30 protein-coding genes and 5 tRNA genes are annotated in these 26,981 nt (G+C 60.5%); 11 read left to right on the top strand and 24 right to left on the bottom strand.

Features of this window, described 5'->3' with window-relative positions:
• Window positions 1–357: 357 nt before the first annotated feature.
• From ampE to HX839_RS11415, 3 genes are all read right to left on the bottom strand, one after another.
• Window positions 358–1,194: a regulatory signaling modulator protein AmpE gene (gene ampE, locus HX839_RS11425; protein WP_003215936.1), complete on the bottom strand. Its 837-nt coding sequence runs from the start codon at window positions 1,192–1,194 to the stop codon at window positions 358–360.
• Window positions 1,191–1,754: a 1,6-anhydro-N-acetylmuramyl-L-alanine amidase AmpD gene (ampD, locus tag HX839_RS11420; protein ID WP_003215934.1), complete on the bottom strand. Its 564-nt coding sequence runs from the start codon at window positions 1,752–1,754 to the stop codon at window positions 1,191–1,193. Before ampD ends, ampE begins: the two co-directional genes overlap by 4 nt.
• 61 nt (window positions 1,755–1,815) lie before the next feature.
• Window positions 1,816–3,975 carry a DUF1631 domain-containing protein gene (locus HX839_RS11415; RefSeq protein ID WP_177067061.1) on the bottom strand — a complete coding sequence of 720 codons (2,160 nt, stop codon included), beginning with the start codon at window positions 3,973–3,975 and terminating at the stop codon, window positions 1,816–1,818.
• Between the two features lie 282 nt (window positions 3,976–4,257).
• On the opposite strand from HX839_RS11415, the gene nadC reads away from it, so the two are divergent.
• Window positions 4,258–5,106: a carboxylating nicotinate-nucleotide diphosphorylase gene (gene nadC, locus HX839_RS11410; protein ID WP_008437288.1), complete on the top strand. Its 849-nt coding sequence runs from the start codon at window positions 4,258–4,260 to the stop codon at window positions 5,104–5,106.
• A gap of 134 nt (window positions 5,107–5,240) precedes the next feature.
• Here the strand turns inward: nadC and HX839_RS11405 are convergent, their stop codons facing one another.
• The 4 genes from HX839_RS11405 to HX839_RS11390 form a co-directional block, all read right to left on the bottom strand.
• Window positions 5,241–5,546, bottom strand: coding sequence for a DUF6388 family protein (locus HX839_RS11405; protein WP_008437299.1), 306 nt, complete (start codon window positions 5,544–5,546; stop codon window positions 5,241–5,243).
• A gap of 136 nt (window positions 5,547–5,682) precedes the next feature.
• A tRNA-Thr gene (locus HX839_RS11400) sits at window positions 5,683–5,755 on the bottom strand.
• A 39-nt stretch (window positions 5,756–5,794) separates the two neighbouring features.
• Complete coding sequence (locus HX839_RS11395; protein ID WP_177067060.1) at window positions 5,795–7,204, bottom strand: O-antigen ligase; 1,410 nt, start codon at window positions 7,202–7,204, stop codon at window positions 5,795–5,797.
• An 86-nt stretch (window positions 7,205–7,290) separates the two neighbouring features.
• Window positions 7,291–7,704: a pilin gene (locus HX839_RS11390; protein WP_003215925.1), complete on the bottom strand. Its 414-nt coding sequence runs from the start codon at window positions 7,702–7,704 to the stop codon at window positions 7,291–7,293.
• Between the two features lie 201 nt (window positions 7,705–7,905).
• Between HX839_RS11390 and HX839_RS11385 the strand changes: the two genes are divergently transcribed.
• The 4 genes from HX839_RS11385 to yacG are packed head-to-tail and all read left to right on the top strand — an operon-like array spanning window position 7,906 to window position 10,806.
• Window positions 7,906–9,114, top strand: a complete 1,209-nt coding sequence (locus HX839_RS11385; RefSeq protein WP_003215923.1) for a type II secretion system F family protein — start codon at window positions 7,906–7,908, stop codon at window positions 9,112–9,114.
• Window positions 9,111–9,989: an A24 family peptidase gene (locus tag HX839_RS11380; RefSeq protein ID WP_371315629.1), complete on the top strand. Its 879-nt coding sequence runs from the start codon at window positions 9,111–9,113 to the stop codon at window positions 9,987–9,989. The genes HX839_RS11385 and HX839_RS11380 overlap by 4 nt, the downstream gene beginning before the upstream one ends.
• Window positions 9,986–10,609, top strand: coding sequence for a dephospho-CoA kinase (gene coaE, locus HX839_RS11375; protein ID WP_003215920.1), 624 nt, complete (start codon window positions 9,986–9,988; stop codon window positions 10,607–10,609). The genes HX839_RS11380 and coaE overlap by 4 nt, the downstream gene beginning before the upstream one ends.
• Window positions 10,606–10,806: a DNA gyrase inhibitor YacG gene (gene yacG, locus HX839_RS11370; protein ID WP_003215918.1), complete on the top strand. Its 201-nt coding sequence runs from the start codon at window positions 10,606–10,608 to the stop codon at window positions 10,804–10,806. The genes coaE and yacG overlap by 4 nt, the downstream gene beginning before the upstream one ends.
• Here the strand turns inward: yacG and HX839_RS11365 are convergent.
• From HX839_RS11365 to HX839_RS11355, 3 genes are all read right to left on the bottom strand, one after another.
• Window positions 10,803–11,018 (bottom strand): hypothetical protein, encoded by a 216-nt coding sequence (locus tag HX839_RS11365; RefSeq protein ID WP_177067059.1) that lies wholly within the window; start codon window positions 11,016–11,018, stop codon window positions 10,803–10,805. The two genes, yacG and HX839_RS11365, sit on opposite strands and share 4 nt — an antisense overlap.
• Before the next feature lie 65 nt (window positions 11,019–11,083).
• Window positions 11,084–11,773 (bottom strand): energy-coupling factor ABC transporter permease, encoded by a 690-nt coding sequence (locus tag HX839_RS11360; RefSeq protein WP_087694626.1) that lies wholly within the window; start codon window positions 11,771–11,773, stop codon window positions 11,084–11,086.
• Window positions 11,770–12,237 carry an FAD/FMN-containing dehydrogenase gene (locus HX839_RS11355; RefSeq protein WP_177067058.1) on the bottom strand — a complete coding sequence of 156 codons (468 nt, stop codon included), beginning with the start codon at window positions 12,235–12,237 and terminating at the stop codon, window positions 11,770–11,772. The genes HX839_RS11360 and HX839_RS11355 overlap by 4 nt, the downstream gene beginning before the upstream one ends.
• 102 nt (window positions 12,238–12,339) lie before the next feature.
• On the opposite strand from HX839_RS11355, the gene HX839_RS11350 reads away from it, so the two are divergent.
• The 3 genes from HX839_RS11350 to HX839_RS11340 all read left to right on the top strand — a co-directional run bounded on the left by HX839_RS11350 (window position 12,340) and on the right by HX839_RS11340 (window position 14,591).
• A complete protein-coding gene (locus HX839_RS11350; protein ID WP_008437312.1) occupies window positions 12,340–12,969 on the top strand; it encodes a DUF1780 domain-containing protein in 630 nt (209 codons plus the stop codon).
• 89 nt (window positions 12,970–13,058) lie between these two features.
• Window positions 13,059–13,232 carry a DUF3094 family protein gene (locus tag HX839_RS11345; protein ID WP_010174986.1) on the top strand — a complete coding sequence of 58 codons (174 nt, stop codon included), beginning with the start codon at window positions 13,059–13,061 and terminating at the stop codon, window positions 13,230–13,232.
• Window positions 13,233–13,292: 60 nt separating this feature from the next.
• On the top strand, window positions 13,293–14,591 hold the full coding sequence (locus HX839_RS11340; protein ID WP_003215906.1) for an NAD(P)/FAD-dependent oxidoreductase: 1,299 nt from the start codon (window positions 13,293–13,295) through the stop codon (window positions 14,589–14,591).
• Window positions 14,592–14,783: 192 nt separating this feature from the next.
• On the opposite strand, the gene HX839_RS11335 is transcribed toward HX839_RS11340, so the two are convergent.
• The 7 genes from HX839_RS11335 to rluD all read right to left on the bottom strand — a co-directional run bounded on the left by HX839_RS11335 (window position 14,784) and on the right by rluD (window position 19,899).
• Window positions 14,784–14,860: transfer RNA gene (locus HX839_RS11335), tRNA-Pro, on the bottom strand.
• 94 nt (window positions 14,861–14,954) lie between these two features.
• A tRNA-Lys gene (locus tag HX839_RS11330) sits at window positions 14,955–15,030 on the bottom strand.
• Between the two features lie 5 nt (window positions 15,031–15,035).
• A tRNA-Pro gene (locus HX839_RS11325) sits at window positions 15,036–15,112 on the bottom strand.
• Window positions 15,113–15,122: 10 nt separating this feature from the next.
• Window positions 15,123–15,198, bottom strand: a tRNA-Asn gene (locus HX839_RS11320).
• A gap of 300 nt (window positions 15,199–15,498) precedes the next feature.
• Window positions 15,499–18,063 carry an ATP-dependent chaperone ClpB gene (gene clpB / locus HX839_RS11315; protein ID WP_177067057.1) on the bottom strand — a complete coding sequence of 855 codons (2,565 nt, stop codon included), beginning with the start codon at window positions 18,061–18,063 and terminating at the stop codon, window positions 15,499–15,501.
• Between the two features lie 151 nt (window positions 18,064–18,214).
• Window positions 18,215–18,940: a peptidoglycan editing factor PgeF gene (pgeF, locus tag HX839_RS11310; RefSeq protein ID WP_177067056.1), complete on the bottom strand. Its 726-nt coding sequence runs from the start codon at window positions 18,938–18,940 to the stop codon at window positions 18,215–18,217.
• On the bottom strand, window positions 18,937–19,899 hold the full coding sequence (gene rluD, locus HX839_RS11305) for a 23S rRNA pseudouridine(1911/1915/1917) synthase RluD (protein WP_003215899.1): 963 nt from the start codon (window positions 19,897–19,899) through the stop codon (window positions 18,937–18,939). Before rluD ends, pgeF begins: the two co-directional genes overlap by 4 nt.
• A 149-nt stretch (window positions 19,900–20,048) precedes the next feature.
• On the opposite strand from rluD, the gene HX839_RS11300 reads away from it, so the two are divergent.
• Window positions 20,049–21,074 (top strand): outer membrane protein assembly factor BamD, encoded by a 1,026-nt coding sequence (locus tag HX839_RS11300; protein WP_102369923.1) that lies wholly within the window; start codon window positions 20,049–20,051, stop codon window positions 21,072–21,074.
• A gap of 126 nt (window positions 21,075–21,200) precedes the next feature.
• Entirely contained in the window at window positions 21,201–21,434 is a 234-nt protein-coding gene (locus tag HX839_RS11295) for a PP0621 family protein (RefSeq protein ID WP_026078011.1), read from the top strand.
• On the opposite strand, the gene thiO is transcribed toward HX839_RS11295, so the two are convergent.
• The 5 genes from thiO to pilV form a co-directional block, all read right to left on the bottom strand.
• Complete coding sequence (thiO, locus tag HX839_RS11290) at window positions 21,421–22,530, bottom strand: glycine oxidase ThiO (protein WP_003215894.1); 1,110 nt, start codon at window positions 22,528–22,530, stop codon at window positions 21,421–21,423. The two genes, HX839_RS11295 and thiO, sit on opposite strands and share 14 nt — an antisense overlap.
• A gap of 62 nt (window positions 22,531–22,592) precedes the next feature.
• Window positions 22,593–22,994, bottom strand: coding sequence for a type IV pilin protein (locus HX839_RS11285; protein WP_003215892.1), 402 nt, complete (start codon window positions 22,992–22,994; stop codon window positions 22,593–22,595).
• 12 nt (window positions 22,995–23,006) lie between these two features.
• Entirely contained in the window at window positions 23,007–23,534 is a 528-nt protein-coding gene (locus HX839_RS11280; RefSeq protein ID WP_003215890.1) for a PilX N-terminal domain-containing pilus assembly protein, read from the bottom strand.
• Window positions 23,535–23,541: 7 nt separating this feature from the next.
• Window positions 23,542–24,249, bottom strand: coding sequence for a PilW family protein (locus HX839_RS11275; RefSeq protein WP_134327338.1), 708 nt, complete (start codon window positions 24,247–24,249; stop codon window positions 23,542–23,544).
• Window positions 24,246–24,722 (bottom strand): type IV pilus modification protein PilV, encoded by a 477-nt coding sequence (gene pilV / locus HX839_RS11270; protein WP_003215885.1) that lies wholly within the window; start codon window positions 24,720–24,722, stop codon window positions 24,246–24,248. Before pilV ends, HX839_RS11275 begins: the two co-directional genes overlap by 4 nt.
• A gap of 218 nt (window positions 24,723–24,940) precedes the next feature.
• On the opposite strand from pilV, the gene HX839_RS11265 reads away from it, so the two are divergent.
• Window positions 24,941–25,522, top strand: coding sequence for a GspH/FimT family pseudopilin (locus HX839_RS11265; RefSeq protein ID WP_177067055.1), 582 nt, complete (start codon window positions 24,941–24,943; stop codon window positions 25,520–25,522).
• Here the strand turns inward: HX839_RS11265 and ispH are convergent.
• Together ispH and fkpB are read right to left on the bottom strand one after the other, a co-directional pair.
• Window positions 25,476–26,423 carry a 4-hydroxy-3-methylbut-2-enyl diphosphate reductase gene (gene ispH / locus HX839_RS11260; RefSeq protein WP_003215881.1) on the bottom strand — a complete coding sequence of 316 codons (948 nt, stop codon included), beginning with the start codon at window positions 26,421–26,423 and terminating at the stop codon, window positions 25,476–25,478. The two genes, HX839_RS11265 and ispH, sit on opposite strands and share 47 nt — an antisense overlap.
• Window positions 26,424–26,539: 116 nt before the next feature.
• Window positions 26,540–26,977, bottom strand: coding sequence for an FKBP-type peptidyl-prolyl cis-trans isomerase (gene fkpB / locus HX839_RS11255; RefSeq protein WP_003215879.1), 438 nt, complete (start codon window positions 26,975–26,977; stop codon window positions 26,540–26,542).
• Window positions 26,978–26,981: the final 4 nt, after the last annotated feature.

Genomic DNA, 26,981 nt, shown 5'->3' with positions numbered 1-26,981 from the left:
CAGGGCCAGGCTGCTGCCCAGCAGGTCGAGGCTTTGCAGCTCGATGCGAGTGCCCTGGAATTCACGCCAGGAATCGCGCACCAGGTAGTAGTTGGTGGCCAGCATCGGCAACAGGAACAGCACGCTGATAAGGCTGAACTTCATGCCGAAGGTCAGGCGGTTCATGAACGCGACGGCGGGATAGAGCAAGCTCTTCACAGGTGAACTCCCTTTTCTTTTATTTTTATTGAGGGCGCAGGGCGGCGGCAGATAGCCACTATTTGGCGCTCTGTCTGTATAGCTCAATTCGAAAAGGAGGTTTGTAACTTAAGGTTAACGAGGTAGGAGCGAGCTTGCCCGCTCCTACAGGGAGGCAAATCAGGGCAGCACGGTCCAGATGGCAAAGCCGGCGTACCACAGCACGGCGGCACGCAGCAGCAACTCCCAGATACGATCAAGGCTGTTGATGCCCTCGGCGCCTACCACCGGTGGCGGGATCTCCGCGGCCACCAGGCCCACCTTCTCCACCAGTTGCGCAGCACTGATGTCCCAGCTCAGCAGCTCATGCAGCATCACCCGGCCGACCGCCACAAAGTTGCCGACCAGGGCGAAACTCGCCGCCAGCAAACGTACCGGCAACCAGTCGAAGGCATGGCGCAATTGCCCGGCACGCTCGGCCACCAGTGGGTTCTTGCTGTTCTCGGTCGCCAGCGCCAGCAGACGGTAGGCCAGGGCGGCCACCGGCCCGAGGAGGAAGTACCAGAAAATCACCGCGAAGAAGCTTTGGTAGGCCTGCCACAACAGATGGCCCTGGACCCGCTCCAGCAACTGCTCACCGCTGTCGGCGCTGATGCTCAAGTCACGTTCGGCCACATGTTCGGCCGCTTGCAGGTCACCCCGGCGCCAGGCATCACGGAACGGGCCCAATCCGGCCAGGAGATCGCCACGGCCCAGGCTGTAGATCACCACCAGCAGGTGCACCGGCAGCGCCAACAGGCCATAGGCCACTGGCTCCAGCACCAGCAACAACAACGCAAGCAAGGCCACCGGCAGCAGCACCAGCAATGTGAGGATCAGCCACGGCTGCTTGCCCAGGCTGGCGCTCGACTCCAGCTTGGCCAGTTCCCGCAACCAACCGCCATCACGTTGTATACGATGACGCAGGGCCGAGAACTTCTCGATCCATACCGCCAGCACCAACACCAGAAAACTCATTGTGCGTGTCCTCCATCCTGCAAGGCGCTGCGAAAGCGCGCCCAATCAAATTCGGGTCCGGGGTCGGTCTTGCGTCCCGGGGCGATATCGCTATGGCCACAAATGCGCTGGCGGGTAATGCCCGTGTACGCCGCCAGCAACTGGCGCGTCAGGGCGATCAGGGATTGATACTGGGCATCGGTGAAGGGCAGGTCATCAGTGCCCTCCAGCTCGATCCCCAGGGAAAAGTCGTTACACGTCTCACGCCCCTCGAAGCTCGATACCCCGGCATGCCAGGCCCGGTCCCGGCACGAGACAAACTGCGTCACCGCGCCATCACGCTCAATCAGAAAATGCGCAGAAACCCGTAGGTCGGCAATACCTTCAAAGTAGGGATGTTCCGTGACATCCAGGCGATTCTGGAAAAACTCGTGCACCTTGCCGGTGGCGAATTGCGCCGGTGGCAGGCTGATGTTGTGCACCACCAACAGGGAAATCTCGCCACCGGGGCGCTCGTTGAAGTTGGGCGAGGGGCAATGGCGAATGCCCTGGCACCAACCGCTGGCGGGGTCCAACTGCATACTGGTTCCTTGAACGAGGCTGGGGTGACTCAGTATGCCGCGTTCCGCTGTCTGGTTGCGATCACTTGGCGCGATGAAGTTGGCGCAGGTTGCCAATCACCGAAGCCAGGGCGCGGTCGAACAACAGCGCATCATCCAGGGTTCGCACCGCGCCACGCTTGAACTCCAGGGCCAGTTCAAGCGGATTTTTTTCCAATACCTTGAGGCCGGTTCGATTGACGAAAATGCAGGTATTGCCCGGCGCAATAATCGCCGTCAGCTTGCAACGCAGGGTGTTTTCGGCGTCTTCCTGAAATTCCACCCAGCAACCGATCCGCAGTTGGCGAACCTTGAGCAGGTCGGGATCATCTTCCGGCAGGCTCGCCTCGATGGCCGGTGCCGCGGGACTGAGGACGAATGCCTCGCGCACCTCGACTTGCGACAGCGACGGTTGTTCCTCGGCACTGCCCCGGAACGACTGGACATGCAGGGTTTGCAAGCGGGTGAAAAATTCCCGGGTAATGAAGGGATCGAATGCCGCGCCGCTCAACCCATCGCGCAAGGCTTTCAGCAAGCCTGGCAACTGCTCCAGCAGGTGCCGGCCGGCTTCGGTGTCTTCGCTGAGGCCGACACTCCAGATCAACTCGTCCATGGTGCGCAACCCGGCCAGCCATTGTGGCGAGTGCTCGCCATGCTTCAGGCACGCCAGCAACAGCACCTGGCTCCAGGCCTGTTGCAGGAACTGCACCACGACCTCGGGCAGTACTTTGCCCAGCAACCGCAGATTGAGGGCTTCGGCTACACGCTGACGAGCGATTTCGGTACGGGCGCGCCCTTCTTCCGCATCGCGGGTACGTTGCTCCAGCAATTCGCTGCGGCGTCGCTCGTCATGGGTAAACGCGGTGAACTCGGTCAGTAACTGGGAAAAGATTGCCGGATCATCCACAAAATCATTCAACAACCGCTGCACCACCTGCTCGATGTGCAGGTACAGGCTGTCGCGCTGATAATCGTCGCGCTGGCTCCAGCCCATGGCCGCCGAAGCGATTTCATTGAGCAAGCGTCGCGCCGGGTGATTGGTGCGGCTGAAAAAACTCTTGTCCAGCACCGCCACTTTCAGCATCGGAATCTGCAGGCGCGCGATCAGCGCCTTGAGGGACTCGGGCACCGTACCGTCATTGAGGATGAACTCGAACAGCATGGCGATCAGGTTGATCACATCCTCGTCCGCATCCTCCACCACCCGCGACTTGCCGCTCTTGACGCTGACCCGGGTCAGCAGTTGTTCAAGCTGGTTGCGCAGGTCGAAATCATCCTCGACCTCAGGCTCAGGCACATATTGCTGCAAATGGGAGAGCAGGCGCAGCAGGTCACGGGTGGAGATGGGCTGGGTCTCGGCGCTGGCTTCCAGCGTGGGTGCCACGCTGCCGCGCACTGCCGACAGCAATTCCTGCAACGCCGCGAAAACTTCCTGGCCGCTGTCGTCTGCCGGGTGGCCGGCAATCGGCGGGGTGTCTTCAGGCAACTCGGCCGTGGCGACGGCGCGCCGCGATGGCACGGCCTTGAGTTCGGGCAATACGCCGGTGGCGATCAGCAACTGATTGGCTTCGCCGTACAACAGATCAGCGTCACTGAGCACGTATTTCTCAAACAGCTTGAGAATGATCAGCTTGACCCGGATTTCCACGCCAAGGCTGCGTCCTGCTTGCAGAAAAAACGCGCACAGCATTGCCGGGCCCAGGGGGTTGCCCCGATCATCCAGGCGTTTGTCGAGCAAGGCATTGAGCCGGGCTGTCAATTGCCCAAGGGCGAGCCCGTCACGGCGCAGCACCTTGCCCAGCATGGCCTCGAGCGCGACGGCTTTTTCCAGCTCATCGCCCGAGACCCCGGGCGCCGCGGTGTAGGACACCACCGGAATCAGTTGCAGCTCACCGCGCTCCACGTTGCCAAGATTGGCAAACGCTTCGTAGAGTTGCTCCATGAAGCCACGCTCGAAATTCTTGCGCTTGAGGCGCAGGTCGCGCATGGCCTCAAAGAAAATACCGTGGTCGACGTTACTGCGGGTCTTGTCGGCCATTTCGAACAGGGTGTCGTCGGCGTTATCAAACAGCTCCTGCAGTCCCTGCCTGAGTTGCTGCGCCGCCTTGTCACGGACCTGGAGCAACACCACCGGCAGGCGGGCGAGCGGCGATGGCGTCGCCCGTGCCTTATTGATCGGCACCACCTTCCCGTCATTGTGCATCCTGGCCTCCTGAAACGGCGGTATTCGATTGTGTGAAGGATCGGTGCAGCAACGGCGCGAAGCACGCCGGGGCACTGCGAAAATCGGGCTATCACCGTGACGTCAAAGCTATGACGCCAATTGCAAGGCGCGAGATTATCTTGCAAATGAGGGTTGTTGCGCCAGCGAACTCTGTGATTGCCGTGTAAATGAACATCGCGCACCGCACCCGTGGTGCCAGTTGCCTTGGGTTCAGGCCCGCCCTGCCCCTATAATCCAGGCACTTTGTTTGTGGAGCCTGTTATGCCCAATCTTCGTCTAGCCGACCTGACCGCCGAAATCGAAGCCAATGTGCGTCGCGCATTGCTGGAAGACATCGGCAGCGGGGATATCACCGCACAACTGATCCCCGCCGAACGCCTGGCCAAGGCCACGATCATCACGCGCGACGCCGCCGTCATCAGCGGCACGGCCTGGGTGGAAGCGGTGTTTCGCCAATTGGACCCACGCGTCGCGGTGCATTGGCAGGTGCGCGACGGCGAACGTGTCAGCCCCAACCAGGCGCTGTTTCACCTCGAAGGCCCGGCCCGCTCGCTGCTCAGTGGCGAGCGTTGCGCGCTGAATTTCCTGCAACTGTTGTCAGGGGTTGCCACCCGCGCCCAATACCTGGCGGACTTTGTCGCGTCCACCCAGGTCAAGCTGCTGGATACTCGCAAGACCCTGCCCGGCCTGCGCCTGGCGCAAAAATATGCAGTGACCTGCGGCGGTTGCCACAACCACCGCATCGGCCTGTATGACGCGTTCCTGATCAAGGAAAACCATATCGCAGCCTGTGGTGGCATTGCCCAGGCGATCAGCGCCGCCCACAAGATCGCCCCGGGCAAGCCGGTGGAAATCGAAGTGGAAAGCCTGGAGGAACTGCGTGAGGCACTGGCGGCGGGCGCCGATATCATCATGCTGGATGAGCTGAGCCTGGATGACATGCGCGAAGCAGTGCGCCTGAACAACGGCAAAGCCAAGCTGGAGGCCAGTGGCGGGATCAACGAAAGCACCCTGCTGCCCATCGCTGAAACCGGCGTGGACTACATCTCCATCGGGGCGATGACCAAGGATGTGAAGGCGGTGGATTTGTCGATGCGGCTTAGTCTCTGAAACGCCCTTGAATGTAAGCGCATGCTTTTGTGGCGAGGGAGCTTGCTCCCGCTGGAGTGCGCAGCGCTCCAAAGGTTTTTGGGGTCGCTTGGCAACCCAGCGGGAGCAAGCCCCCTCGCCACATTAAACTTGTGTCAGATCGCGAGATTGTTCATCCCGCAATACTCATTCCAGTCGACACCCAGCACCTCGGCCGCTTCCTTGTGCAAAGCCAGGCGAGCCGCCTCGAACGCTTCGGGGGTGGAGGTGTACTTCAGGGTCAGTTCCCATGGCTGCAGGCCCTGGGCCTCGGCCTCATCCTCAAACGCCCATTGGATCTGGTCCCTTTGATCATCGGCGCTCAGGTCCTTGATCTCATCCAGCAGTTCCGGCGACTCCGCGACGTACTTTTTGAGGGCTGCTTCGTGCCGCGCTTCCTGGGTCATTTCTTGTGTGGTCATGTCGTTCTCTTAGATCGAGGAATGGGGATGCATCTGGGTCATCAAGGTCGCGCAGATACAAAAGAACAGGCATGAATACCGGTTCGTCTGGCCTTCAGAACCATTCTGGGATCATCTGAAAACTGTGTTGCCTTTGTGCCCGAGACAGGAATCGAACCTGCGACCTTCGCGTTACGAGTGCGCTGCTCTACCGGCTGAGCTACACGGGCGGTGGGCTAAAGCTAGCACTGCCTTGGACGTCCGGCAACTCACTGCATTTCGAGGGCAATCACACCTTGCACCCAAAAGCGTGGCTGCAGGTGACCGTTACTCAGGCCCATGTAGTGCTCGCTGCGCTCCGTGAGTCGGGGCACATCACGAATCGCGACGAACACCAGCAAGCCGACGGCCACGACGCTCGCGGCCATCCACACCCTGTACAACGCCGGTACCGGGGCGACCGATGGAACGCGCCACACATGCAATCCCATCAGCCAGCCAACCACCAGCGCCAGCCAGAGTTGCGACACCGGCATCACGATTACCCCATCCACCTGTGCCTGGGTCAGTGCACCGATCAGCGAGGCAAACAGGCACAGGCGCAGCAGGTCCACGGGCGCCAATGACAACGCACGCTTACGCAACACGTCCAAGGTTGACCAACCCGCCCACGCGACCAACGCAATCACGCACAGCGTCGACGGTACGCCCCATTCGCTGGCCCACTGCAGAATCGCCTGGTGAGGGTGAGCGGCAATGTCATTGGCGATGTCGGCAAAATGCATCGGCCCGAAACCCAGCCAGGGCCGCTCGATAATCATGCTCCAGGCCTGCCACCATATCGGCCCACGCCCCGAGAGGCTGGTGGTCAGTCGATCTACGGCACCATTGGAAATTACAATCCCCAAGTACCCTGCCAGCACCGTGAAGACCAACCAATACAACACTAACCCACAGGCCAGTGCCGCCAACTGCCAGCCCAGCCAACGGCGCCCCTGCGGCCCCAGGAACATCAGCACGCAGCCGGCAGCGCCCATACCGAGCCAGGTGCCGCGGGTACCGCCACCGATCGCGATCAGCCACCAGACACACAGCAGGGCGAACACTGCGCCCCGCGCTGGACGAGCGACGTTTGAAACCAGCAAGGGAAGCGCCAGCAGCGGCAGGGTGAAGGTCTGGAACTGACCGTAGAAACGTTTATTGGAGAACCCGGACAACAGCAAATCGGTATTCACGATTGCTTCGCCGCTGGTGAAGGCGAGGACCCCGGCGTGCAGATATTGAATGCTTTTAACCATGCACAGCAGCAATACGAACAGGACCAATACACGATCCAGGGACTCATCCCCATTGCGCCTGGCCCGGCTGAAAGCCACAGCAGTGGCGCAACAACTGATGAGCAGCGCCAGCTCGGTCAACGCCCAGAGTGGCTGGTGGGCCAACAGGGCCGAAACCAGCCCCGCGCCCCCGATCAGCGACACCCCGAGCGCTGTCGACCTGTCTACGCATCGCTCTGCCTGCGGCAAGCACAGCCCATACACCACCGCACACAGCGCCACCGATATCTGCACCGCACGTTGCCAGTCATGACTACTGAAAGGCGCGCAGATCGCCAGCATCAGCAGACACATAACCACGACGAGGAATATGTTCCCCCGCTGCTGGACAGACGACGTCATCGGCAACCTCTACTTCCTTGTGATGGGCGTAGAGCGGTTTACACACACGCTCTTCCTTGCTGCGTAAACAGTAGACGACCTGATGATCACGCGCCGCCGGAAGCACAACCTTTAGCGGCGTATTGGTCTTCTGCCGTGGTGGTGCACTTCCAGCCGGTTGTGGCGCTACGGGTCAAGGTGATGATCTTGCCCAGGACCGGCGCGGGTGCGTCGAGGATTTCACAGGCAATCGTGCCAGCACCGGTGGCGATGTCGCCGGTCACGTCAATCCTGCAGTTGGCCGTTGGGCTGGTCCCGCCAATCAACGCCAGGGTCGGTGGCGTCCCCTGGTTCAGCGTGTCTTCAAAGCCCGCCTTCAACGCGGAGACTTCGGCCAGCCCTGCGGTGAACTTGGCCTTGGCCTGGTGCTTGGTGTACATGGGCAGGCCGATGGTGGCCAAAATGCCGATGATTGCCACGACGATCAACAATTCGATCAAGGTAAAACCTTTCTGACGCATCACATTCACTCTCCAGAATAAAACCTTTCGCGAGGCGCATCCTGCACCCCGTCTCGGCAACCGCGCCAGTGTACTCACCCCCGCGCAACCAATGCTGAACAAGACGCACAAACTGACATTTTTTCGCTCACGGCGAGCCTGCCCGAATCCGTCACCTGACTAAGCTATAAATCTTCCACTGTCTGTGTGCGGAACCGTGAAATGAATGATGTTTCAGCGATCTATGCCTGGGAAGGCGTCAACCGCAAAGGGCGCAAGGTATCCGGAGAAACCCGCGGTCACAATCCCGCCCTGATCAAGGCACTGCTGCGCCAGCAAGGTATCAATCCTGGGCGCGTACGCAAGAAATTCGCCGGTTGGCCGAGCCTCGCCCTGCCGGTCAAACCGGCAGAGATCGCCCTCTTCACCCGCCAATTGGCGACGCTGCTGAAGGCTGGTATCGCACTTTTACAGGCGCTGGATATCATCGCCGAGGGCTTCGACAACCGGCATATGGGGGCGCTGGTACAAGGCTTGAAGCAGGAGATCGCCGCCGGCAGCAGCCTGGCTGTCGCCTTGCAGAAATACCCACGCTACTTCGATGATCTGTACTGCAACCTGGTTGCGGCGGGTGAACAGGCGGGCGCACTCGAAGCGCTGCTGGAAAGGGTGGCCATTCACCTGGAAAAAAGCGAACAGCTGAAAGCCAGAATCAAGAAGGCCATGACCTATCCCGTGACGGTACTGGCAGTCGCCACCGCTGTCAGCGCAATCCTGCTGATTCATGTGGTGCCGCAGTTTCAGGGGTTGTTTGCCGGCGTCGATGCACAACTGCCGGGCTTTACCCTGGGCGTCATCAGCCTGTCGGAGTTCATGCAGCAAAGCTGGTGGATGCTGATCCTGGCCGCGGGTGCCGGTTTCGCAGGAATGCGCAAAGCCTATCGCTCGTCCACAGGCTTTCGCCACTGGCTCGATGCCAGTTTGTTGAAAGCTCCCGTGGCAGGCACACTGCTGAAAAAATCGGCGGTCGCCCGCTACGCTCGCACGCTCTCGACCACCTTTGCGGCGGGCGTTCCATTGGTGCAGGCATTGGATTCCGTGGCCGGCGCCACGGGTAACGGGCAGTTCAAACAGGCAATCAATCGTATGCGGCACGACGTTGCAACCGGAATCCAGCTGAATGAATCCATGGCCATAAGCGGCCTGTTTCCAGGCATGGCGATCCAGATGACGGCTATCGGCGAGGAGTCGGGCACCCTCGATAACATGCTGGAAAAAGTCGCCTGCCACTACGAGGCTGACGTCGATAACCTGGTGGACAACCTTACCAGCCTCATGGAGCCGCTGATCATGGTGGTACTCGGCGGCATCGTCGGGGCATTGGTGCTGGCCATGTACCTGCCGATCTTTCAACTCGGTACAGCCTTTTGAGCACGCCACTGACTGAGATCCTCGTTTATCAGCCGTGGGTGTTTGTGTCAGGCGCGTTGCTGCTGGGCTTGATTGTCGGCAGTTTTATCAACGTGCTGGTATGGCGCCTGCCGAAGATGCTGGAGCGCGAATGGCGAGCCCAGGCCCATGAGGTCCTCGGCCTTCCCGCCGAGCCCATCGCGGCTCCCTATAACCTGATGCGCCCCAACTCCTGTTGCCCACACTGCAGCCACCCGATTCGCCCCTGGGAGAATATTCCGCTGCTCAGTTATGTACTGCTCAAGGGACGTTGCTCAAGTTGCCATCAATCTATTGGCGCGCGTTATCCCATCACTGAACTGGCGTGCGGGCTGATCTCGGCGGTTGTCGCCTGGCATTTCGGTTTTGGCTGGGCAGCCGGAGCGGTGTTGTTGTTGAGTTGGGGCTTGCTGGCGATGAGCCTGATCGATGCAGACCACCAACTGCTGCCGGATGCGTTGGTGCTACCGTTGCTCTGGCTGGGGTTGATCCTCAACAGCTTTGGCGTTTTTGTTTCATTGCACGATGCGCTGTGGGGCGCGGTAGCCGGTTACATGAGCCTGTGGTCGGTGTTCTGGGTGTTCAAGCTGATTACCGGCAAGGACGGGATGGGGCACGGGGATTTCAAGCTGCTGGCCATGCTCGGTGCCTGGGGCGGCTGGCAGATCCTGCCGATGACGCTGTTGCTGTCTTCCCTGGTGGGTGTGATGGGAGGCCTGATTCTATTGCGCCTGCGCAAAGCCCACGCATCCACTCCAATGCCTTTTGGTCCGTATCTGGCAATTGCCGGCTGGATTGCATTGCTCTGGGGTGGTCAAATAACCGACTTCTATTTGCAGTCTGTCGGTTTCAGATGACCACTTCTGTCGCAACACCCTGGATTCTTGGCCTCACTGGCGGCATCGGCAGTGGCAAAAGCGCGGCCGCCGAACACTTCGTCCGGCTTGGCGTGGACTTGATTGACGCCGACCACGCCGCGCGCTGGGTAGTCGAACCCGGGCGCCCTGCCCTGGCGCAGATTGCCGGGCATTTCGGTGCGGATGTGCTGCAGCCTGACGGGCAACTGGACCGCGGCGCGTTGCGCAAGCTGATCTTCGAAGTGCCCGACGAGCGCCGCTGGCTGGAGGCGTTGCTGCACCCGCTGATCGCCGAGGAGATTCGCAGCCACCTGGCGCGTGCACAATCGCCTTACGCGATCCTGGTGTCACCGCTGCTGATCGAGTCCGGCCAGTACACCATGACCCAGCGGGTGCTGGTGATCGACGTGCCGCAATCGTTGCAGATACAGCGTACCCTGCAACGCGATGGCATCAGCGAAGCGCAGGTGCAGGCGATTCTCAAGGCCCAGGCCACCCGTGAAGACCGCCTGCGCCATGCCGATGACGTGCTGGTCAATGACCAGGACCTGGCCCGGCTGCACGCCGAGGTCGAGCGACTGCACCACTTTTACCTTACTTTGCGTGGAGGCCGATCATGAGCCAACCCTTGAACGTCGAATGCCCAACCTGCGGCGCACCTGTGGAATGGAAAGCAGAAAACGTCAACCGTCCCTTCTGTTCGGACCGTTGCAAACTGATCGACCTGGGCGCCTGGGCGTCCGAGGAACACAAGATCCCGGTCAGCCCGGACGCCGAGGACGACCTGTTCTCCGAAGACTTTCAGCCCAAACACTAAGGCCGCATAAAGCCATAGTCCTGCTGGTCGTCGAGATTCTCTGCAAGGTACTGCAGCTCGTCGGCCAGGTCTTCAAAACTGCGCACGCCCTTGCTCTGCTGCACCACCGCACTGAGCATGGCGCGCAGGGTCAAGCCCGGGTCAAAGCCGATTTCCTGCGCCGCGCCCTGGCTTCTGCGTAACTCCTGCCGTGCCCACTCGTACACACTCATGATTCCGTGCTCCTGGAAATTTTGCAGAGCATGCGACCACTTGCGTGTGCGGCATTTGACCTGGATCAAGGCCGCGGATCGTCATCCTTCCAGGGCGCCGAGAGGTAGCGAGTGCGGTTGAATGTCTCCAGCCACTCGGGGCAGAACACCACCAGGGCGCTGATCACCATGCCGTTGATAAAGGCCTCGGGGAAAATGATCAGCCACAAGTAGCCGACAAAATCCTCGATCCATTCCGGCATCGCAAAACGGCCATCGAACCACAGCAGCCCCAGGCCTGCCAGCAGGCACAGCAAGGCCGACAGTGCGGCGGCGAAAAAGCCCGAACAGAAGATATACACAAAGGGATTGCGTGGCTTCGCCCGCTCCACCAGCAGCGCACAACCCTCGGTGACCAGCACCGGCAACAGGATCAGCAGCATGCCGTTGATCCCCACGGCGGCCAGGTCCTGGCGGCCGAGCAACACCAGGCCGAGTTGCGCGGCAAAGCCTCCGACAATCGCCAGGGGCCAATCGAGCAACAAGGTCACGGCGGTCATGCCGATGAAGTGATAGGACACCCCGGTGTCGAAATCCCGGCGCACCAACCACAACATGAACAGTGCGAATACGGTGCCGAACAGCAAGTGCTGGCGTCGGCGGTCGGCAAACAGCTCGACCCACGGCGAACGCAGGAGCGCCCACATCACCACCGGCGCATACAGCAGCCAGCCGATGCTGAGGGTTTCCGGAGCCAACACCGCTGCGCTGATCACGGCTGCACCTGCTCCAGGGCCTGGCGCAGTTCAGCGGCGGAGTCGTATTCGTGCTGCGCCACCAGCTTCCCGTGATCCAGTTGCAGCCACAGCACTTTATCCACAGGTGCGGGATAGCGCGGGGTAACACGGGCATCGCGGTCGAGCATGACGCGATAGTTGTAGGCCTGCATCGCCGGCACCGCGAACATCTTCGCGATCAGCCGGGGCATGCGCTGGATATCGGCGAGAAACACCGCATGCCGAGCCTCCAGGTAACCCTTGGGCTGGCCTTGCAGCGCCGCATCGACGATCTTGGCGGCGTCCATGCTGCGCGCTACGAGCAAGGTTTGCGCCTGGTCATCCAGGGTGTAGGCCTGGTCGAACTGATCAAGCAACGTCCAGGGTGCAACGCGCTCACCCACTTCGACGGCTTGGGCCCACACGGGCAAAAGACTCAAGAACAGCACCACAAAACACTTCACTGCATACTCCTCATGCCACGGGAAACTGTCGAGTGGCCAGTCTACACCGACCTTTTGACGCGGGACTTCCTGCGGTCATCATTTGGACGCTAAGCTGGTGACATGGATGACTCAGATTACTTGCGCCTGCTTACCGTAGCGGCCGAACAAGCCAATGCTTTCCTGTCCAATGCCCGCAAATGGGAGCGTGAGCGTTGGGTCTGCCAGCGCCTGTTGCAAGGCTTGAACGTGCCCTATCGCGCCGAAGAATTCCACGCCGCCGGGCAAGAACCGCCGGACGTGCTGTTTCGCGACGCCAGTTTCGAAGTGTTTTTCGTACTCGATGAAGGCCGGCGCCTGAACGATGAATGGCGCGACGAACTGCTGCGGCGGCGCAGCGCGTTTTCCCTGAGCCAACTGGTTCGGCGAGAAGCCAAGCCCCGGCGCATTCCCGCCCACGAATTCCTGCTACGCCTGGCGCCGACCCTGCGCAAGAAGGCCCACAACTATAAAGAACGCGGGATGGACCTGGGGGAGCTGGACCTCATCGCCTTCGCCAGCCTCAAGCGCGAAGTACTGGACCTCAACAGTCACTTCCCTCCTCCCACCGAGTACCTGCGCCAGGGCTGGCGCTCGCTGTCCCTCGTGGGGCCGACCTTCGCCCGCGTACTGTTCGCGCACCCGGACGCACCGGACTTCTTGCGCAACAATCTGGGGCGCAGCATAGTGTTCGATGTGGGCATCAGCCTGTGATCGGGTTGGCGACTATGCTTCAGGCAATGCCGCCAATCACCCGACTGTAACGTGGCGCCCTTCAGCAACGTCTACCTGACGAGGCCTTTATGACCAGCCGCCTGAACCCCGACGACCAACAGCATGTCGAAGAGTACCTGCAACTGTCCCAGAACCAAGTCGAGCGCAAGCCTTTCCGGCCCTGGCTGCTCCTTGCGGTGGTGCTGGTTGCAGTGATCGGCCTGGGTTTGCTGAGCCGCCTTTTGAGTTACCTGACGCTATGAGCTGCCTGGCGCTCGCTCGGGTAACTGCACCGATTTCCTTTAGCCTTGCGAGATATCCCCATGACCCATCGTATTATTATCGTCGGCGGCGGCGCCGGCGGCCTGGAGTTGGCTACCCGCCTGGGTAAGACTCTGGGCAAGCGCGGCATCGCCAGCGTCACCCTGGTGGATGCCAACCTCACCCACATCTGGAAACCCTTGCTCCACGAGGTGGCGGCCGGCTCGCTGAACTCTTCGGAAGACGAACTCAATTATGTTGCCCAAGCCAAATGGAACCACTTCGAGTTCCAGCTGGGGCGCATGAGCGGGCTTGATCGCGAGCAGAAAAAAATCCAGCTGGCCGCCACCCTCGACGAGGAAGGCCGGGAACTGGTGCCCGCGCGCGTGCTGGGCTACGACAGCCTGGTGATCGCCGTCGGCAGCACCACCAATGACTTCGGCACCGAAGGCGCGGCGCAACACTGCCTGTTCCTCGACACCCGCAAGCAGGCTGAGCGTTTCCACCAGCAATTGCTTAATCACTATCTGCGCGCCCATGCCGGGCAGACGGACGTGGTAGAGCAGATCAGCGTCGCCATCGTCGGCGCCGGTGCCACCGGCGTCGAGCTGGCCGCCGAGCTGCATAACGCCGCACATGAACTGGCCGCCTATGGCCTGGACAAGATCAAGCCGGAAAACATGCACATCACGCTGATCGAAGCCGGCCCACGGGTGTTGCCTGCCCTGCCGGAGCGGATCGGCGGGCCTGTGCATAAAACCCTGGAGAAACTCGGGGTGACCGTCCTGACCAACTCCGCCGTGAGTGAGGTGACGGCCGACGCCCTGATCACCAGCAGCGGCCAGGTAATCCCGGCCAGTCTCAAGGTCTGGGCCGCCGGGATTCGTGCGCCAGGCTTCCTCAAGGACATCGACGGCCTGGAAACCAACCGTATCAACCAACTGCAAGTGCTGCCGACCCTGCAAACCACCCGCGACGAGAACATCTTCGCCTTTGGTGACTGCGCGGCCTGCCCGCAACCCGGCACCGATCGCAATGTGCCGCCACGGGCCCAGGCAGCTCACCAGCAGGCATCGTTGCTGGCCAAGTCGCTGAAACTGCGGATCGAGGGCAAGGACCTGCCGTCGTACAAGTACACCGACTACGGCTCGCTGATCTCGCTGTCGCGCTTCTCGGCGGTGGGTAACTTGATGGGCAACCTGACGGGCAGCGTGATGCTGGAAGGCTGGCTGGCGCGGATGTTCTATGTGTCGCTGTATCGCATGCACCAGATGGCGCTATATGGCTTCTTCCGCACGGCGATGCTGATGCTGGGGAGCAAGATCGGGCGAGGGACAGAGCCGCGCCTGAAACTGCACTGACAGCACGTTCCGGGATAGGACTCGGTGAGTGTGGGAGCGGGCTTGCTCGCGAAAGCGGTGGTTCAGTGCCAGATGCACTGGCTGACACACCGCTTTCGCGAGCAAGCCCGCTCCCACACTTGTTTTGTGGTGAGGCCAGGATTCCGCGCACAAAAAAAATCCCCGTATCTTTCGATACGAGGATTTTTAATATGGTCGGGGTAAGGGGATTCGAACTCCTGACATCCTGCTCCCAAAGCAGGCGCGCTACCGGACTGCGCTATACCCCGGTAAAAAAAAGGCGACCTCTCAGTCGCCTTCTTCGATCAGCGCTTTTGGCCTCTGATCTTAAGATTCGATTCCAGCGTTAACTGGTCTCAAAAATGGTGGGTCGTGTGGGATTCGAACCTACGACCAATTGGTTAAAAGCCAACTGCTCTACCAACTGAGCTAACGACCCAAATATGGTCGGGGTAAGGGGATTCGAACTCCTGACATCCTGCTCCCAAAGCAGGCGCGCTACCGGACTGCGCTATACCCCGGTTTTGAAATTGGCTCCGTGACCAGGACTCGAACCTGGGACCCAATGATTAACAGTCATTTGCTCTACCGACTGAGCTATCACGGAACTACATATTTCAAAGTGTTACGTTGTTGCATGTTACCTTCTCTTCGACGCTTCCGTATCGCTACGTTAGTGTCTCTGAGGCGCGCTATTCTACAATCTTAAAAACCCCTGTCAACCCTTTAAATTGCTTTTAAGACAATGATTTGCGCTTCTTTCTGATTTCTCCTTGGGGAGAAGAAACCGTTGGGCTGACGTTGCTGCGGGGCGCACTTTACAAGCCTTTGCCTTACAGTTCAACGCCCTATCGAAAAAAAAGGCCCCGCAATGCGGGGCCTCTTCTTATAGCAGTACCGCTTGGGCTTAGTGGAAGACGATTTCGTCGTTCTCCACCGTTGCCTCGACGCTGGTGCCCGGCATAAAGCTGCCCGACAGGATCAGCTGCGCCAACGGGTTCTCGATCCAGCGCTGGATCGCACGTTTCAACGGCCGTGCGCCATAAACCGGGTCGTAACCAACCGCGATCAGCTTGTCCAACGCCTCGCGGCTCAGCACCAGTGACAACTCGCGCTCCGCCAGACGGCTGCGCAGGCGGCCCAACTGGATCTCGGTAATGCCCGCGATCTGATCCCGCGCCAGAGGCTCGAAGATCACCACTTCATCGACCCGGTTGATGAACTCCGGCCGGAAGTGGCTGGTCAGCGCGTCCATTACCGCTGCACGCTGGGCTTCACGGTCACCCACCAGCTCCTGAATCTGTACCGAGCCCAGGTTGGAGGTCATCACGATCACCGTATTGCGGAAGTCCACGGTACGCCCGTGACTGTCCGTCAGGCGGCCATCTTCCAGCACTTGCAGCAACACGTTGAACACATCCGGGTGGGCCTTCTCGACCTCGTCCAGGAGGATCACCGAGTAAGGCTTGCGCCGTACCGCTTCGGTCAGGTAACCGCCTTCCTCGTACCCTACATAGCCTGGTGGCGCCCCGATCAGGCGAGCCACGGAATGTTTCTCCATGAACTCGGACATATCGATCCGCACCATCGCCTCTTCGGTATCGAAGAGGAATTCGGCCAGGGCCTTGCACAACTCGGTCTTGCCCACGCCGGTCGGGCCGAGGAACATGAACGAGCCGCTCGGACGGTTCGGGTCGGACAACCCGGCCCGCGAACGCCGCACCGCGTTGGACACCGCGACCACCGCCTCTTCCTGGCCGATGACGCGCTGGTGCAACAGGCTTTCCATCTTCAGCAGCTTGTCGCGCTCGCCTTCGAGCATTTTCGACACCGGGATACCGGTCCACTTCGAGACGACTTCGGCGATTTCTTCCTCGGTCACCTTACTGCGCAGCAGCTGGTTCTCGGGCTTGCCGTGCTGGTCGACCATCTGCAGGCTACGCTCCAGGTCCGGGATCACCCCGTACTGCAACTCGGCCATGCGGTTCAGGTCGCCTTTACGGCGGGCTGCTTCCAGTTCCTGACGGGACTGCTCGATCTTTTGCTGGATCTGCGCAGAACCCTGCACTTCGGCTTTTTCCGAGGTCCAGATTTCTTCGAGGTCCGAATACTCGCGTTCCAGGCGAACAATTTCTTCCTGAAGTTTTTCCAGGCGTTTCTTCGCCGGCTCGTCTTCTTCTTTCTTCAGGGCCTGGGATTCAACTTTCAGCTGAATCAGGCGCCGATCCAGACGGTCCAGCACTTCGGGCTTCGAATCGATCTCCATCCGAATGCGGCTGGCCGCTTCGTCGATCAAGTCGATGGCCTTGTCCGGCAACTGCCGATCAGTGATGTAGCGATGGCTCAGTTTCGCCGCCGCGATGATCGCACCGTCGGTGATCGCGACTTTATGGTGGACCTCATACCGCTCTTTCAAACCACGCAGGATCGCGATGGTGTCTTCTTCGCTCGGTTCTTCCACCAATACTTTCTGGAAGCGACGCTCAAGGGCCGCGTCCTTCTCGATGTACTGGCGGTATTCGTTCAGCGTGGTCGCACCCACGCAATGCAACTCGCCCCGCGCCAGTGCCGGCTTGAGCATGTTGCCCGCATCCATCGAGCCTTCACCTTTACCGGCGCCGACCATGGTGTGCAGTTCGTCGATAAACAGAATGATCTGCCCTTCCTGCTTCGACAGTTCGTTCAGCAGGGATTTGAGGCGCTCTTCGAACTCGCCACGGAACTTGGCGCCGGCAATCAGCGACCCCATGTCCAGGGACAGCAGGCGCTTGCCTTTAAGGCCGTCCGGCACTTCACCATTGATGATGCGCTGGGCCAGGCCTTCGGCAATCGCGGTTTTACCCACGCCAGGTTCGCCGATCAGCACCGGGTTGTTCTTGGTGCGACGCTGCAGGACCTGGATGGTGCGACGAATTTCGTCGTCACGGCCGATCACCGGGTCAAGCTTGCCTTCTTCGGCGCGCTTGGTCAGGTCGACGGTGTATTTGTCCAGGGCCTGGCGGGACTCCTCGTGGTTAGGGTCATTTACCGCCTCGCCGCCGCGCAGGTTGTTGATGGCGTTTTCCAGGGCTTTTTTGCTCACGCCCTGGCCCAGCAACAACTTGCCGAGTTTGCTGTTGTCGTCCATCGCGGCGAGCAGCACTACTTCACTGGAGATGAACTGGTCACCCTTTTGCTGCGCCAGTCGATCCGCCTGGTTAAGCAGACGCGCCAGATCCTGGGACATGTTCACGTCGCCAGTCGGGTTTTGGATTTTCGGCAGTTGGTCGAGCTCTTTGCTCAACTCCTTGCGCAGGCTGTTGACGTCGAAGCCCACCTGCATCAGCAAGGGTTTGATGGAACCGCCTTGCTGCTCCAGGAGCGCTTGCATCAAGTGCGCAGGCTCGATGGCCGAATGATCCAGGCCAACCGCCAGAGATTGGGCATCGGATAAAGCCAACTGCAATTTGCTGGTTAAACGATCAATACGCATTAGTCACCTTCCTTTTGAGCAGGCCGGAGCTATGAACAAACACATCCTGAATGAAGAAACCTGCCAGATACCCTTATAGATGGGGTGGATTCTGGAAGATTCAAGCGGGCGACCGCTGACTTGCGTCAGGATTGACCCAAGTCAAAGGAGTCTAGCGTTCAAGCCAGACAAGGGAGGCAAACCGACCGGTGCGCGGGCTGCGACGGTAGGAATAGAAGCGGGGATCCGTCACGGTGCACAAGCCGCCACCGTACACGGCAGTGACGCCGCGGGCGGCAAGCCGCAGGCGGGCCAGCTGATAAATGTCGGCCATGAACTTGCCCGGGTTCTGACTGGGCACGAACGCCTCAATCGTTTCCGGAAGTTGCTGCATAAAGGTTTCACGCACTTCCGGGCCGACTTCAAAGGCTTGCGGACCGATGGCCGGCCCCAGCCACACCAGTACGTCGGCAGGCTCGGTATCCAGGCTTTCAACGGTCGCTTCCAATACGCCAGCGGCCAGGCCACGCCAGCCGGCATGGGCTGCCGCGACGCGGGTACCGGCGCGATTGCAAAACAAGGCAGGCAGGCAATCAGCCGTCATCGAAGTGCAGGCGATGCCGGGAGTGCTGGTCCAACTGCCATCGGCTTCGGCAGTCCGGCCGGGATCCGCCTCGACGACAACCACACCGTGAACCTGGCGCAACCAGGCGGGCTGGATATTGAAGGCAGCGCAGAGACGACGGCGATTTTCGAGCACGGCATCGAGGCTGTCCTCGACATGATCGCCGAGATTTAGGCTGTCGAACGGCGCCACGCTGACGCCGCCCGCACGGGTGGTAACGCAGGCTTTCACCCCGGCCGGCGCGGGCCAGTCAGGAATCAGCCAGTCACTCATCCGATAAACGCCTCGCGATCCTGCTTGAGCAGCGACAACAACCAGACAAAATCGTCTGGGAGTGGCGATTCCCAGCTCATCCGTTTACCGCTCGTCGGATGATCCAGCTCCAGGAAGCGTGCATGCAGCGCCTGGCGCGGGAAGGTTTTCAGCGAATCAACCATGGTTGCACTGGCCGCCGGCGGAATGCGGAAGCGGCCACCGTAGGCCGGATCTCCGACCAACGGGAAGTTGATGTGCGCCATGTGCACCCGAATCTGGTGGGTACGACCGGTTTCCAGCTTTACCCGCACGTGAGTGTGGGAGCGGAAACGCTCAAGCACGCGGTAGTGGCTGACGGCTTGCTTGCCGCCTTCCATCACCGCCATGCGCTGGCGCTGCTGGCCGTGGCGGCCGATCGGGGCATTGATTTTGCCACCGGCGGTTACCACGCCGATCACGATGCATTCGTAGATCCGGCTGACGCTGCGGCTCTGCAGTTGTGTGACCAGCTGCGTCTGCGCCTGAATGGTCTTGGCTACCACCATGAGGCCGGTGGTGTCCTTGTCCAGGCGGTGCACGATGCCGCAGCGCGGGACATTGATGATGTCCGGCACGTGGTGCAACAAGGCATTGAGCAGCGTGCCATCAGCGTGCCCGGCGGCCGGGTGAACCACCAGGCCGGCAGGTTTGTTGATCACCAGGATGTCGTCGTCTTCATAGACGATGTCCAGTTCAATGTCCTGGGCGATCCATTCTCCCTGGGCTTCCTGCTCGGCAGTCAGCTCAAGAATCGCACCACCATGGACTATGTCTCGCGGGCGGATAACCGCTCCATCCACAGTCAGGCGGCCGTCTTTGATCCAGGCGGAAAGGCGCGAGCGCGAGTGCTCAGCGAATAATTGTGCGGCGACTTGATCGAGGCGTTGGCCGCCCAATTCGGACGGCACCTCTGCGCGAAGTTCAATTTTATCGGACATGCTCAGACTAGGCGTGGCACAGCCTTTGGTTTCGGCTGCGCGCTTGTGGTTAAATACGGCGTCTTTTGCCCCGAGGCTTTCCAAGGGGCGCTCATCATAACAGGACGGCCCCGCCCAAGACAGCGGCCGTCATAGGGACGCAAGCCGCCATGCAAGTGAAACACCTGCTGCTGATCGCCATCCTCGCCATGACTGCTGCTTGCTCGTCAACAAAGGAAGTCGTCGACGAAAACCTGAGCGAGGTCGAGCTGTACCAACAAGCTCAGACCGACCTGAACAACCACAGCTACACCAGCGCCACGGCAAAACTGAAGGCACTGGAGTCGCGGTATCCGTTCGGGCGTTACGCCGACCAGGCCCAGCTCGAGCTGATCTACGCCAACTACAAGAACGCCGAGCCGGAAGCTGCCAAGTCCGCCGCCGAGCGTTTTATCCGCCTGCACCCTCAGCACCCGAACGTGGACTACGCCTACTACCTCAAGGGCCTGACCTCGTTTGACCAGGACGTTGGCCTGCTGGCGCGCTTCCTGCCGCTGGACATGACCAAGCGTGACCCGGGCGCTGCCCGCGACTCCTACAACGAGTTCGCCCAGCTCACCAGCCGCTACCCCAACAGCCGCTACGCGCCGGACGCCAAGCAGCGCATGATCTACCTGCGCAACCTGCTGGCTTCCTACGAGATCCACGTAGCCGACTACTACCTGACCCGCCAGGCGTATGTCGCTGCCGCCAACCGTGGCCGTTACGTAGTGGAAAACTTCCAGGAAACCCCATCGGTGGGTGACGGCCTGGCCGTGATGACCGAGGCTTACCAGCGCCTGCACCTGGACGCCCTGGCGGCCACCAGCCTGGAAACCCTGAAGCTCAACTACCCGGACCACCCAAGCCTGAAGGACGGCCAGTTCGTACCGCAGGTTGCCGAAGCCGACAACCGCTCGTGGTTGAGCAAGTACACCCTGGGCCTGATCGAGTCCCGTCCACCGCTGCCGCCGGGCGAAACCCGCGCCAACCAGGACATCATCAAGCAATACCAGGACGCCAAGGATTCGATTCCATCGGACCTCAAGCCGCGTGACGAAAACGGCGACATCATCGAAGAGCAAGGGCCTCAAGCCCTGGGCAACAACGAAGATCGCTCGTGGTTCAGCTACATGACTTTCGGTATCTTTGACTGATTGTTCGCCGCGATGCAAAAAGGGAGCTCTTCGGAGCTCCCTTTTTTATTGCGCTGCATAATTGCGCTGTGCGCCCATCACGTCCTTGGCTAAACTGCGGGATTCCTTGTCGAGAAGCTGCCCACCATGGTTCGTCTACTGTTCTGGATCGCCGTTATTGCTGCCGCGGTATGGTTTTGGCGCAAATTCAAAAGTCCGGCCGCCAAACAGCAGCGGCCCAGCGAACAGGGCCCGATCCAGATGGTTCGTTGCGCCCACTGTGGCCTTCACCTGCCACAGGATCGAGCCTTGAGCCTGCGCCAGGAATGGTATTGCACCCAGGCGCATCTGGAGCAAGGGCCGAAATCTATCCAGCGTTGATTCGGCCTGCCGGCGCATACGGGGCCGGATCAATGATCGGCTCATGTCCCAGCAACAAATCGGCAAACAGTTGGCAGGACGCCGGCGCCAGCACCAGGCCATTGCGGTAATGCCCGCAGTTGAGCCACAGCCCGTCGAAACCTGGCACCTTGCCAATATACGGAATGCCCTCCGGCGAGCCGGGCCGCAAACCGGCCCAATGCCCCACCACTTCGGCATCGGCCAGGGCCGGAATCAACTCGACGGCAGAGGCTTTCAGGCTTTCCAGTGCAGAGTCGGTGGGCGTCTTGTCGAACCCCTCGTGCTCCAGCGTGCTACCAATCAGAATGTGCCCATCCCGCCGGGGAATCGCATAACGCCCCTTGGCCAGGACCATGCACGACAAGAAGTCCGACGCACACTTGTACAAGATCATCTGCCCCTTGACCGGCTCCACGGGCAACTCAAGCCCCAGGCGGCCCAGCAACTCACCGCTCCAGGCGCCGGCGGCCAGCACTACCTGATCGCCATGGATCGGCCCGAGCGCCGTATTCACCCCAACAACCTTGCCGCCCTGCTGAATAAACCCATCAACCGCACACTGCTCGTGAATCGTCACGCCCGGCAGGGCCAACAAGGCCGCCTTGAGGGATTTGACCAACCGCGGATTACGCACATTGGCCACATCCGCCATATAGATCGCCTGGGAAAACCCGGCACCCAGCACCGGCACAGCGTCATGGGCAGCTGAAACATCCACCTTGCTCAGCGGGCGCCCTTCGCGGGCTGCCCAGGCAAGCGCCTCGGTTTCATCATCCAGGTCCAGCCAATACAGGCCGGTGGTGTGAACTTCCGGGTCAATGCCAGTAGCCGCGAACAGACGCTCTGCCAGTTGCGGGTAAAAATCCTGGGACCAGTGCGCCAGGGCCGTCACGGCCGGGCTGTAGCGCCACGGGTAGAGCGGGGAGACAATGCCGCCGCCGGCCCAGGAAGACTCCTGACCGACCGCCGAACGATCCAGCAACACAACCGCTTGCCCTTGGGTCGCCAGGTTGAACGCCGTCAACAACCCGATTACCCCACCACCCACAACCACTACTTGCTGTTGCTTAGCCATTGTTCGATCCAGCCGATAAAAAGAAAAAGGCACGCCCGGCGCCCAATCGTCCAGCTTCCTCATCATTGCCCCCAGCACGCCTTGCGCGTCATATCAGGCGCGGCTCCCGGATTGCTTCGCGCACCGGTACTGCTCAGGCTGAAGGCGGCACAGGGATCGCCCGCCATCACCGAGTCAATTGCCGGCGTGGCAAGCAGAACGAAATCCTGAGGGTTCAATGCAGGGGTGATTCTATAGCGATCATTGCCGGCGATGACGCCAGTTGCATCAATAAAAGTGCCGTTCCTCGCGTAATAGCGCTCAAGGTACTGTGCCTGCTCACTCAGCAACCCGGCAATTTCCGCGCGATAGACCTTTTTCATATGGCTGAGATACCCGGGATAGGCGACGCCCGCCAGGAGTCCGACGATCGCCACGGCGATCAGTAATTCGATCAGGGTGAAGCCTGTGCAATCCTTGCCCATCGTGCTGCTCACCTATTGAAGTTGTCGCCACATGATTCGTCGAAAACGCTCGCCGGGCCCGCTGCCCACACGGGCATACACAGACTCCAGGACGGAGCGTGAGTGCCCACTGACGCCCACTGATGTCACGCGATAGACCGTGGCCTGGGCCTCTGCCGGGAGTTGAGCCAAACCCGTTCCCGGCCCCAGATTTTGAATACCGTAGACGCCATCTTTCATCCCTATCCAGGTCACAGTCGATACGGGATTCGTCCCCGGCCCCACTACCGAAACCGATTCGGCAGGTGGCGCGCACGCGGCCGTCGAGTGGCAAGGGCGCAGGGCGAAACCTGACGCCTGCACCAAAGACTCGCCAAGCCTGAGGCCGCTTTCGGCCTGCTGAAACGACTGGTTGCGCTGCCGAAGGCTGCCGGTAATTTTTTCTTGCGAGATTGCTCCCTGCATCGAAGACACTCCGAGGAGTGCCAACAGCAGCAGGAATACCAGGCTGATCAGCAAAACCATGCCTGCCTGCCTCGAACGAGAGAGGTAATAACCCATGGGCACGCTACTCCAGGCGATTACGTAGTGCCGCGACCACGCTGTAGGCCTGGTCTTTCACCAACCCATTTGGATCCTGAAGTGTCAGCAGAATCCGCACGCTGCGGATGAGCGACTCATCGCCGGGGTTGGGGTCATATCGGCTGACAACCGTTGAGCCTGGCTTCTCGGCCACGCCGAAACTGATATCGAATGCCCCCACGTTATCCACCAGCACCGCTTTGCTCGGGGCCGCCAGCGTGCTGAACTTCAGCTGCCCGCCCTCAAAGGTGTAGGTCAGCTTGCGCAGTGGGAAGTGGATTTGCCCGGGCGTCGCTGCCGGCGGGCTTCCAACATAGGCGTGGGCAGAGCCGGTGCAATCGGAAAGCACCGTCCAGTCCGGCTTGCTGCCACCCTCCCCGACGTCGGCGGTCACCAGCGTCAGGGACCGGGAACTGCCGGTGGTACTCCATCCAATGGGACGATCAAAACCTGCGGGAGCGTTGCTGATTGATGCAGCGGACAAGCAGCCAAACATGCCCGCCTGGCGTATTTCCTGTATCAGCTTGCCAAGGGCGAACCGTGCATCATCCTGCAACAGCGAAGCCGCACTCTGGCTGGCATAAGTGGTTCGGGAGCTGAGTGCAATCTGGGTCACCCCCAGGATCAACATCAGGCCGAGGGCCAATGCCAGCAGCATCTCCACCAGGCTGAAACCGCACACTGGACCTCTCATGGCAACACCCTCGGGTCGACTGCAACCCGGCTGGTCAGGGTGAACGTTTCCCGGGTGCCTTGAGCCTTCGCTCCACGGGAGTCGTCCCAACTGATGCTGATGGTCACCTCTCGCTGATTGACCGCAACCGACCCCTTGGCGCTTTCCCCGGCGAACCCGACGATATTCGCTTCAAAGTCGTGCAGGTCCAGATCACGCACACTCGCGACCGAGGTGCTGGAGGGCGCGCGTTCACCCTGGCCCCAGGAGTAATCAGCACCCGAATTGGCGCGGATCCGGTCGAGCATGTCGTAGGCAATGAAACTGGCCTGACTGGTCATCCTGGAACTGTCGGTGTATTTCAATGCATTGAGCTGAATGACTGCCGCCCCTAGCAGGCCGACAGCGAGGATCAGCACAGATACTAGGACCTCGATCAGGGTCATTCCGGCCTGGGTCGGTTGCGGGTGGGGCGTTACGGGAAAAGCGTTCATTACCATCGCCATCCATGTCGAAGGTCATCAGAAAGCAGCGCAAACCTGCTGTGCGACGCAAGACTAGCGCCGGTATTGCCTGGGCGCTGCCCCCCGGAACAAAGCGAAATACTTTGGACAGAATGGCCACCATTCGACCCGCCGGACTGGACGCTATAACTATGTCTGCCATCCGGCACCGACCGAAAAAGCACACCGCGTCCACGGAGGGACGGCACATGAAACAACGAGGTTTCTCGCTGATTGAGCTGGTTCTGGGCCTGTTCCTGAGCGGCATCCTGGCCAATCTGGCAGTGCCGAGCCTCAAGGGGCTGCTCGAGTCGCAACGACGCCAGAGCGCCGCCGAATCCCTTGCCGGCGGACTGCGTTATGCCCGCACAGAAGCCATCGCACGCAATCGCACGGTGGTTATCCATGCATTGGACGATGACTGGAGCCGGGGTTGGAGGGTGATACTGGACCTGAACGGTCGCGGCCATCTGGACGACAAAAACCCGGTGCTGCTGGAGCGCCAGGACAGTGGGCAGATACCGATTGTGGGGAATACGCCGGTGAGAACCCAGATACGCTTCAGCAGCCTGGGTGAACCGCTGCTGTCAGCAGGGGCATTCAGCGCCGGCACCGTCCACGTGTGTGCGACGGACCAGCAACTGAGCCTGTATCAAATAGTGCTGGCCGCCAGCGGGCGTATCAGCCTGCGCAGTAACAAGACCGAGCAGGCTTTGTGCCGGGGCTATGCCGGTACTCCGGGCCTCAGAGCAGCGAACGAACCCGCAGCTCCTTGGGCATGGAGAAAGTGATGTTCTCTTCACGGCCAGCCAGTTCATCAGCGCCCGTGGCGCCCCAGGCCTGCAGTTGCTGAATAACGCCACGCACCAGGACTTCCGGGGCCGAGGCTCCGGCAGTGATGCCAATGCGTTCGACACCGTCGAACCAGCTGCGCTGCATGTCTTCGGCACCATCGATCAGGTAGGCCGGGGTGGCCATGCGCTCGGCCAGTTCGCGCAGGCGGTTGGAGTTGGAGCTGTTGGGGCTCCCCACCACCAGCACAACATCGCATTCGTCGGCCAATTGCTTGACCGCATCCTGGCGGTTCTGGGTGGCGTAGCAGATGTCATCCTTGCGTGGACCGCCGATGGCCGGGAAGCGCGAGCGCAAGGCATCGATGACGCGGCTGGTGTCGTCCATGGACAAGGTGGTCTGGGTAACGAAAGCCAGCTTTTCAGGGTTGTGCACCTGCAATGCAGCGACGTCTTTTTCGTCTTCCACCAGGTAGATCGCACCACCATTGCTGCCATCGTACTGGCCCATGGTGCCTTCGACTTCCGGGTGACCGGCGTGGCCGATCAGGATGCATTCACGACCATCACGGCTGTAGCGCGCGACCTCGATGTGCACCTTGGTCACCAGCGGGCAGGTGGCGTCGAACACTTTCAGGCCACGGCCTGCTGCTTCGGTGCGTACCGCCTGGGAAACGCCGTGAGCGCTGAAGATGACGATAACGTCGTCCGGCACCTGGTCCAGTTCTTCAACGAAGATGGCCCCGCGGCTGCGCAGGTCTTCGACCACAAACTTGTTGTGGACGACTTCATGGCGCACGTAAATCGGCGGCCCGAAAACTTCCAGGGCGCGGTTGACGATTTCAATCGCCCGGTCCACGCCGGCGCAGAAGCCACGGGGGTTGGCGAGTTTGATTTGCATGCTGTGCCTCGTGTCTTGCCCTGTAGGATCGAGCTTGTGTGGCGAGGGCGCTTGCTCCCGCTGGGCTGCGAAGCAGCCCCAACAAGCTCGCCCCTGCAGTAGGCCGATTTCGTTAGTTACAGCGCTTTAACGTCGATGATTTCAACATCAAAGGTCAAGGTTTTCCCGGCCAACGGGTGGTTGAAGTCGATGGTCACTTGCGCGTCATCAAAGGCTTTCACCACACCCGGCAGCTCGGTATTCGCCGCATCGTTGAAGATCACCAGCAAGCCTTCCGACAGCTCCATGTCCTGGAACTGCGAACGCGGGATGATCTGCACGTTTTGCGGGTTGGGCTGGCCAAAGGCGTTTTCCGGCAGGATCTGCAGGTTGCGCTTGTCGCCGGCCTTGAAACCGAACAGTGCCGCTTCGAAACCCGGCAGCAGGTTGCCGTCGCCGACCTTGAAGGTCGCCGGGGCCTTGTCGAACGTGCTGTCGACCGTGTCGCCATTCTCCAGGCGCAATGCGAAATGCAAGGTGACTTCCGTGTTCTGGCCAATGCGTTGCTCAGCCAATACC

It is taken from the genome of Pseudomonas sp. I8001, from assembly GCF_013385345.1.
GTDB lineage: Bacteria > Pseudomonadota > Gammaproteobacteria > Pseudomonadales > Pseudomonadaceae > Aquipseudomonas.
Note: the sequence above shows the minus strand (reverse complement) of the source record. Positions and strands in the feature narration are given on the sequence as shown.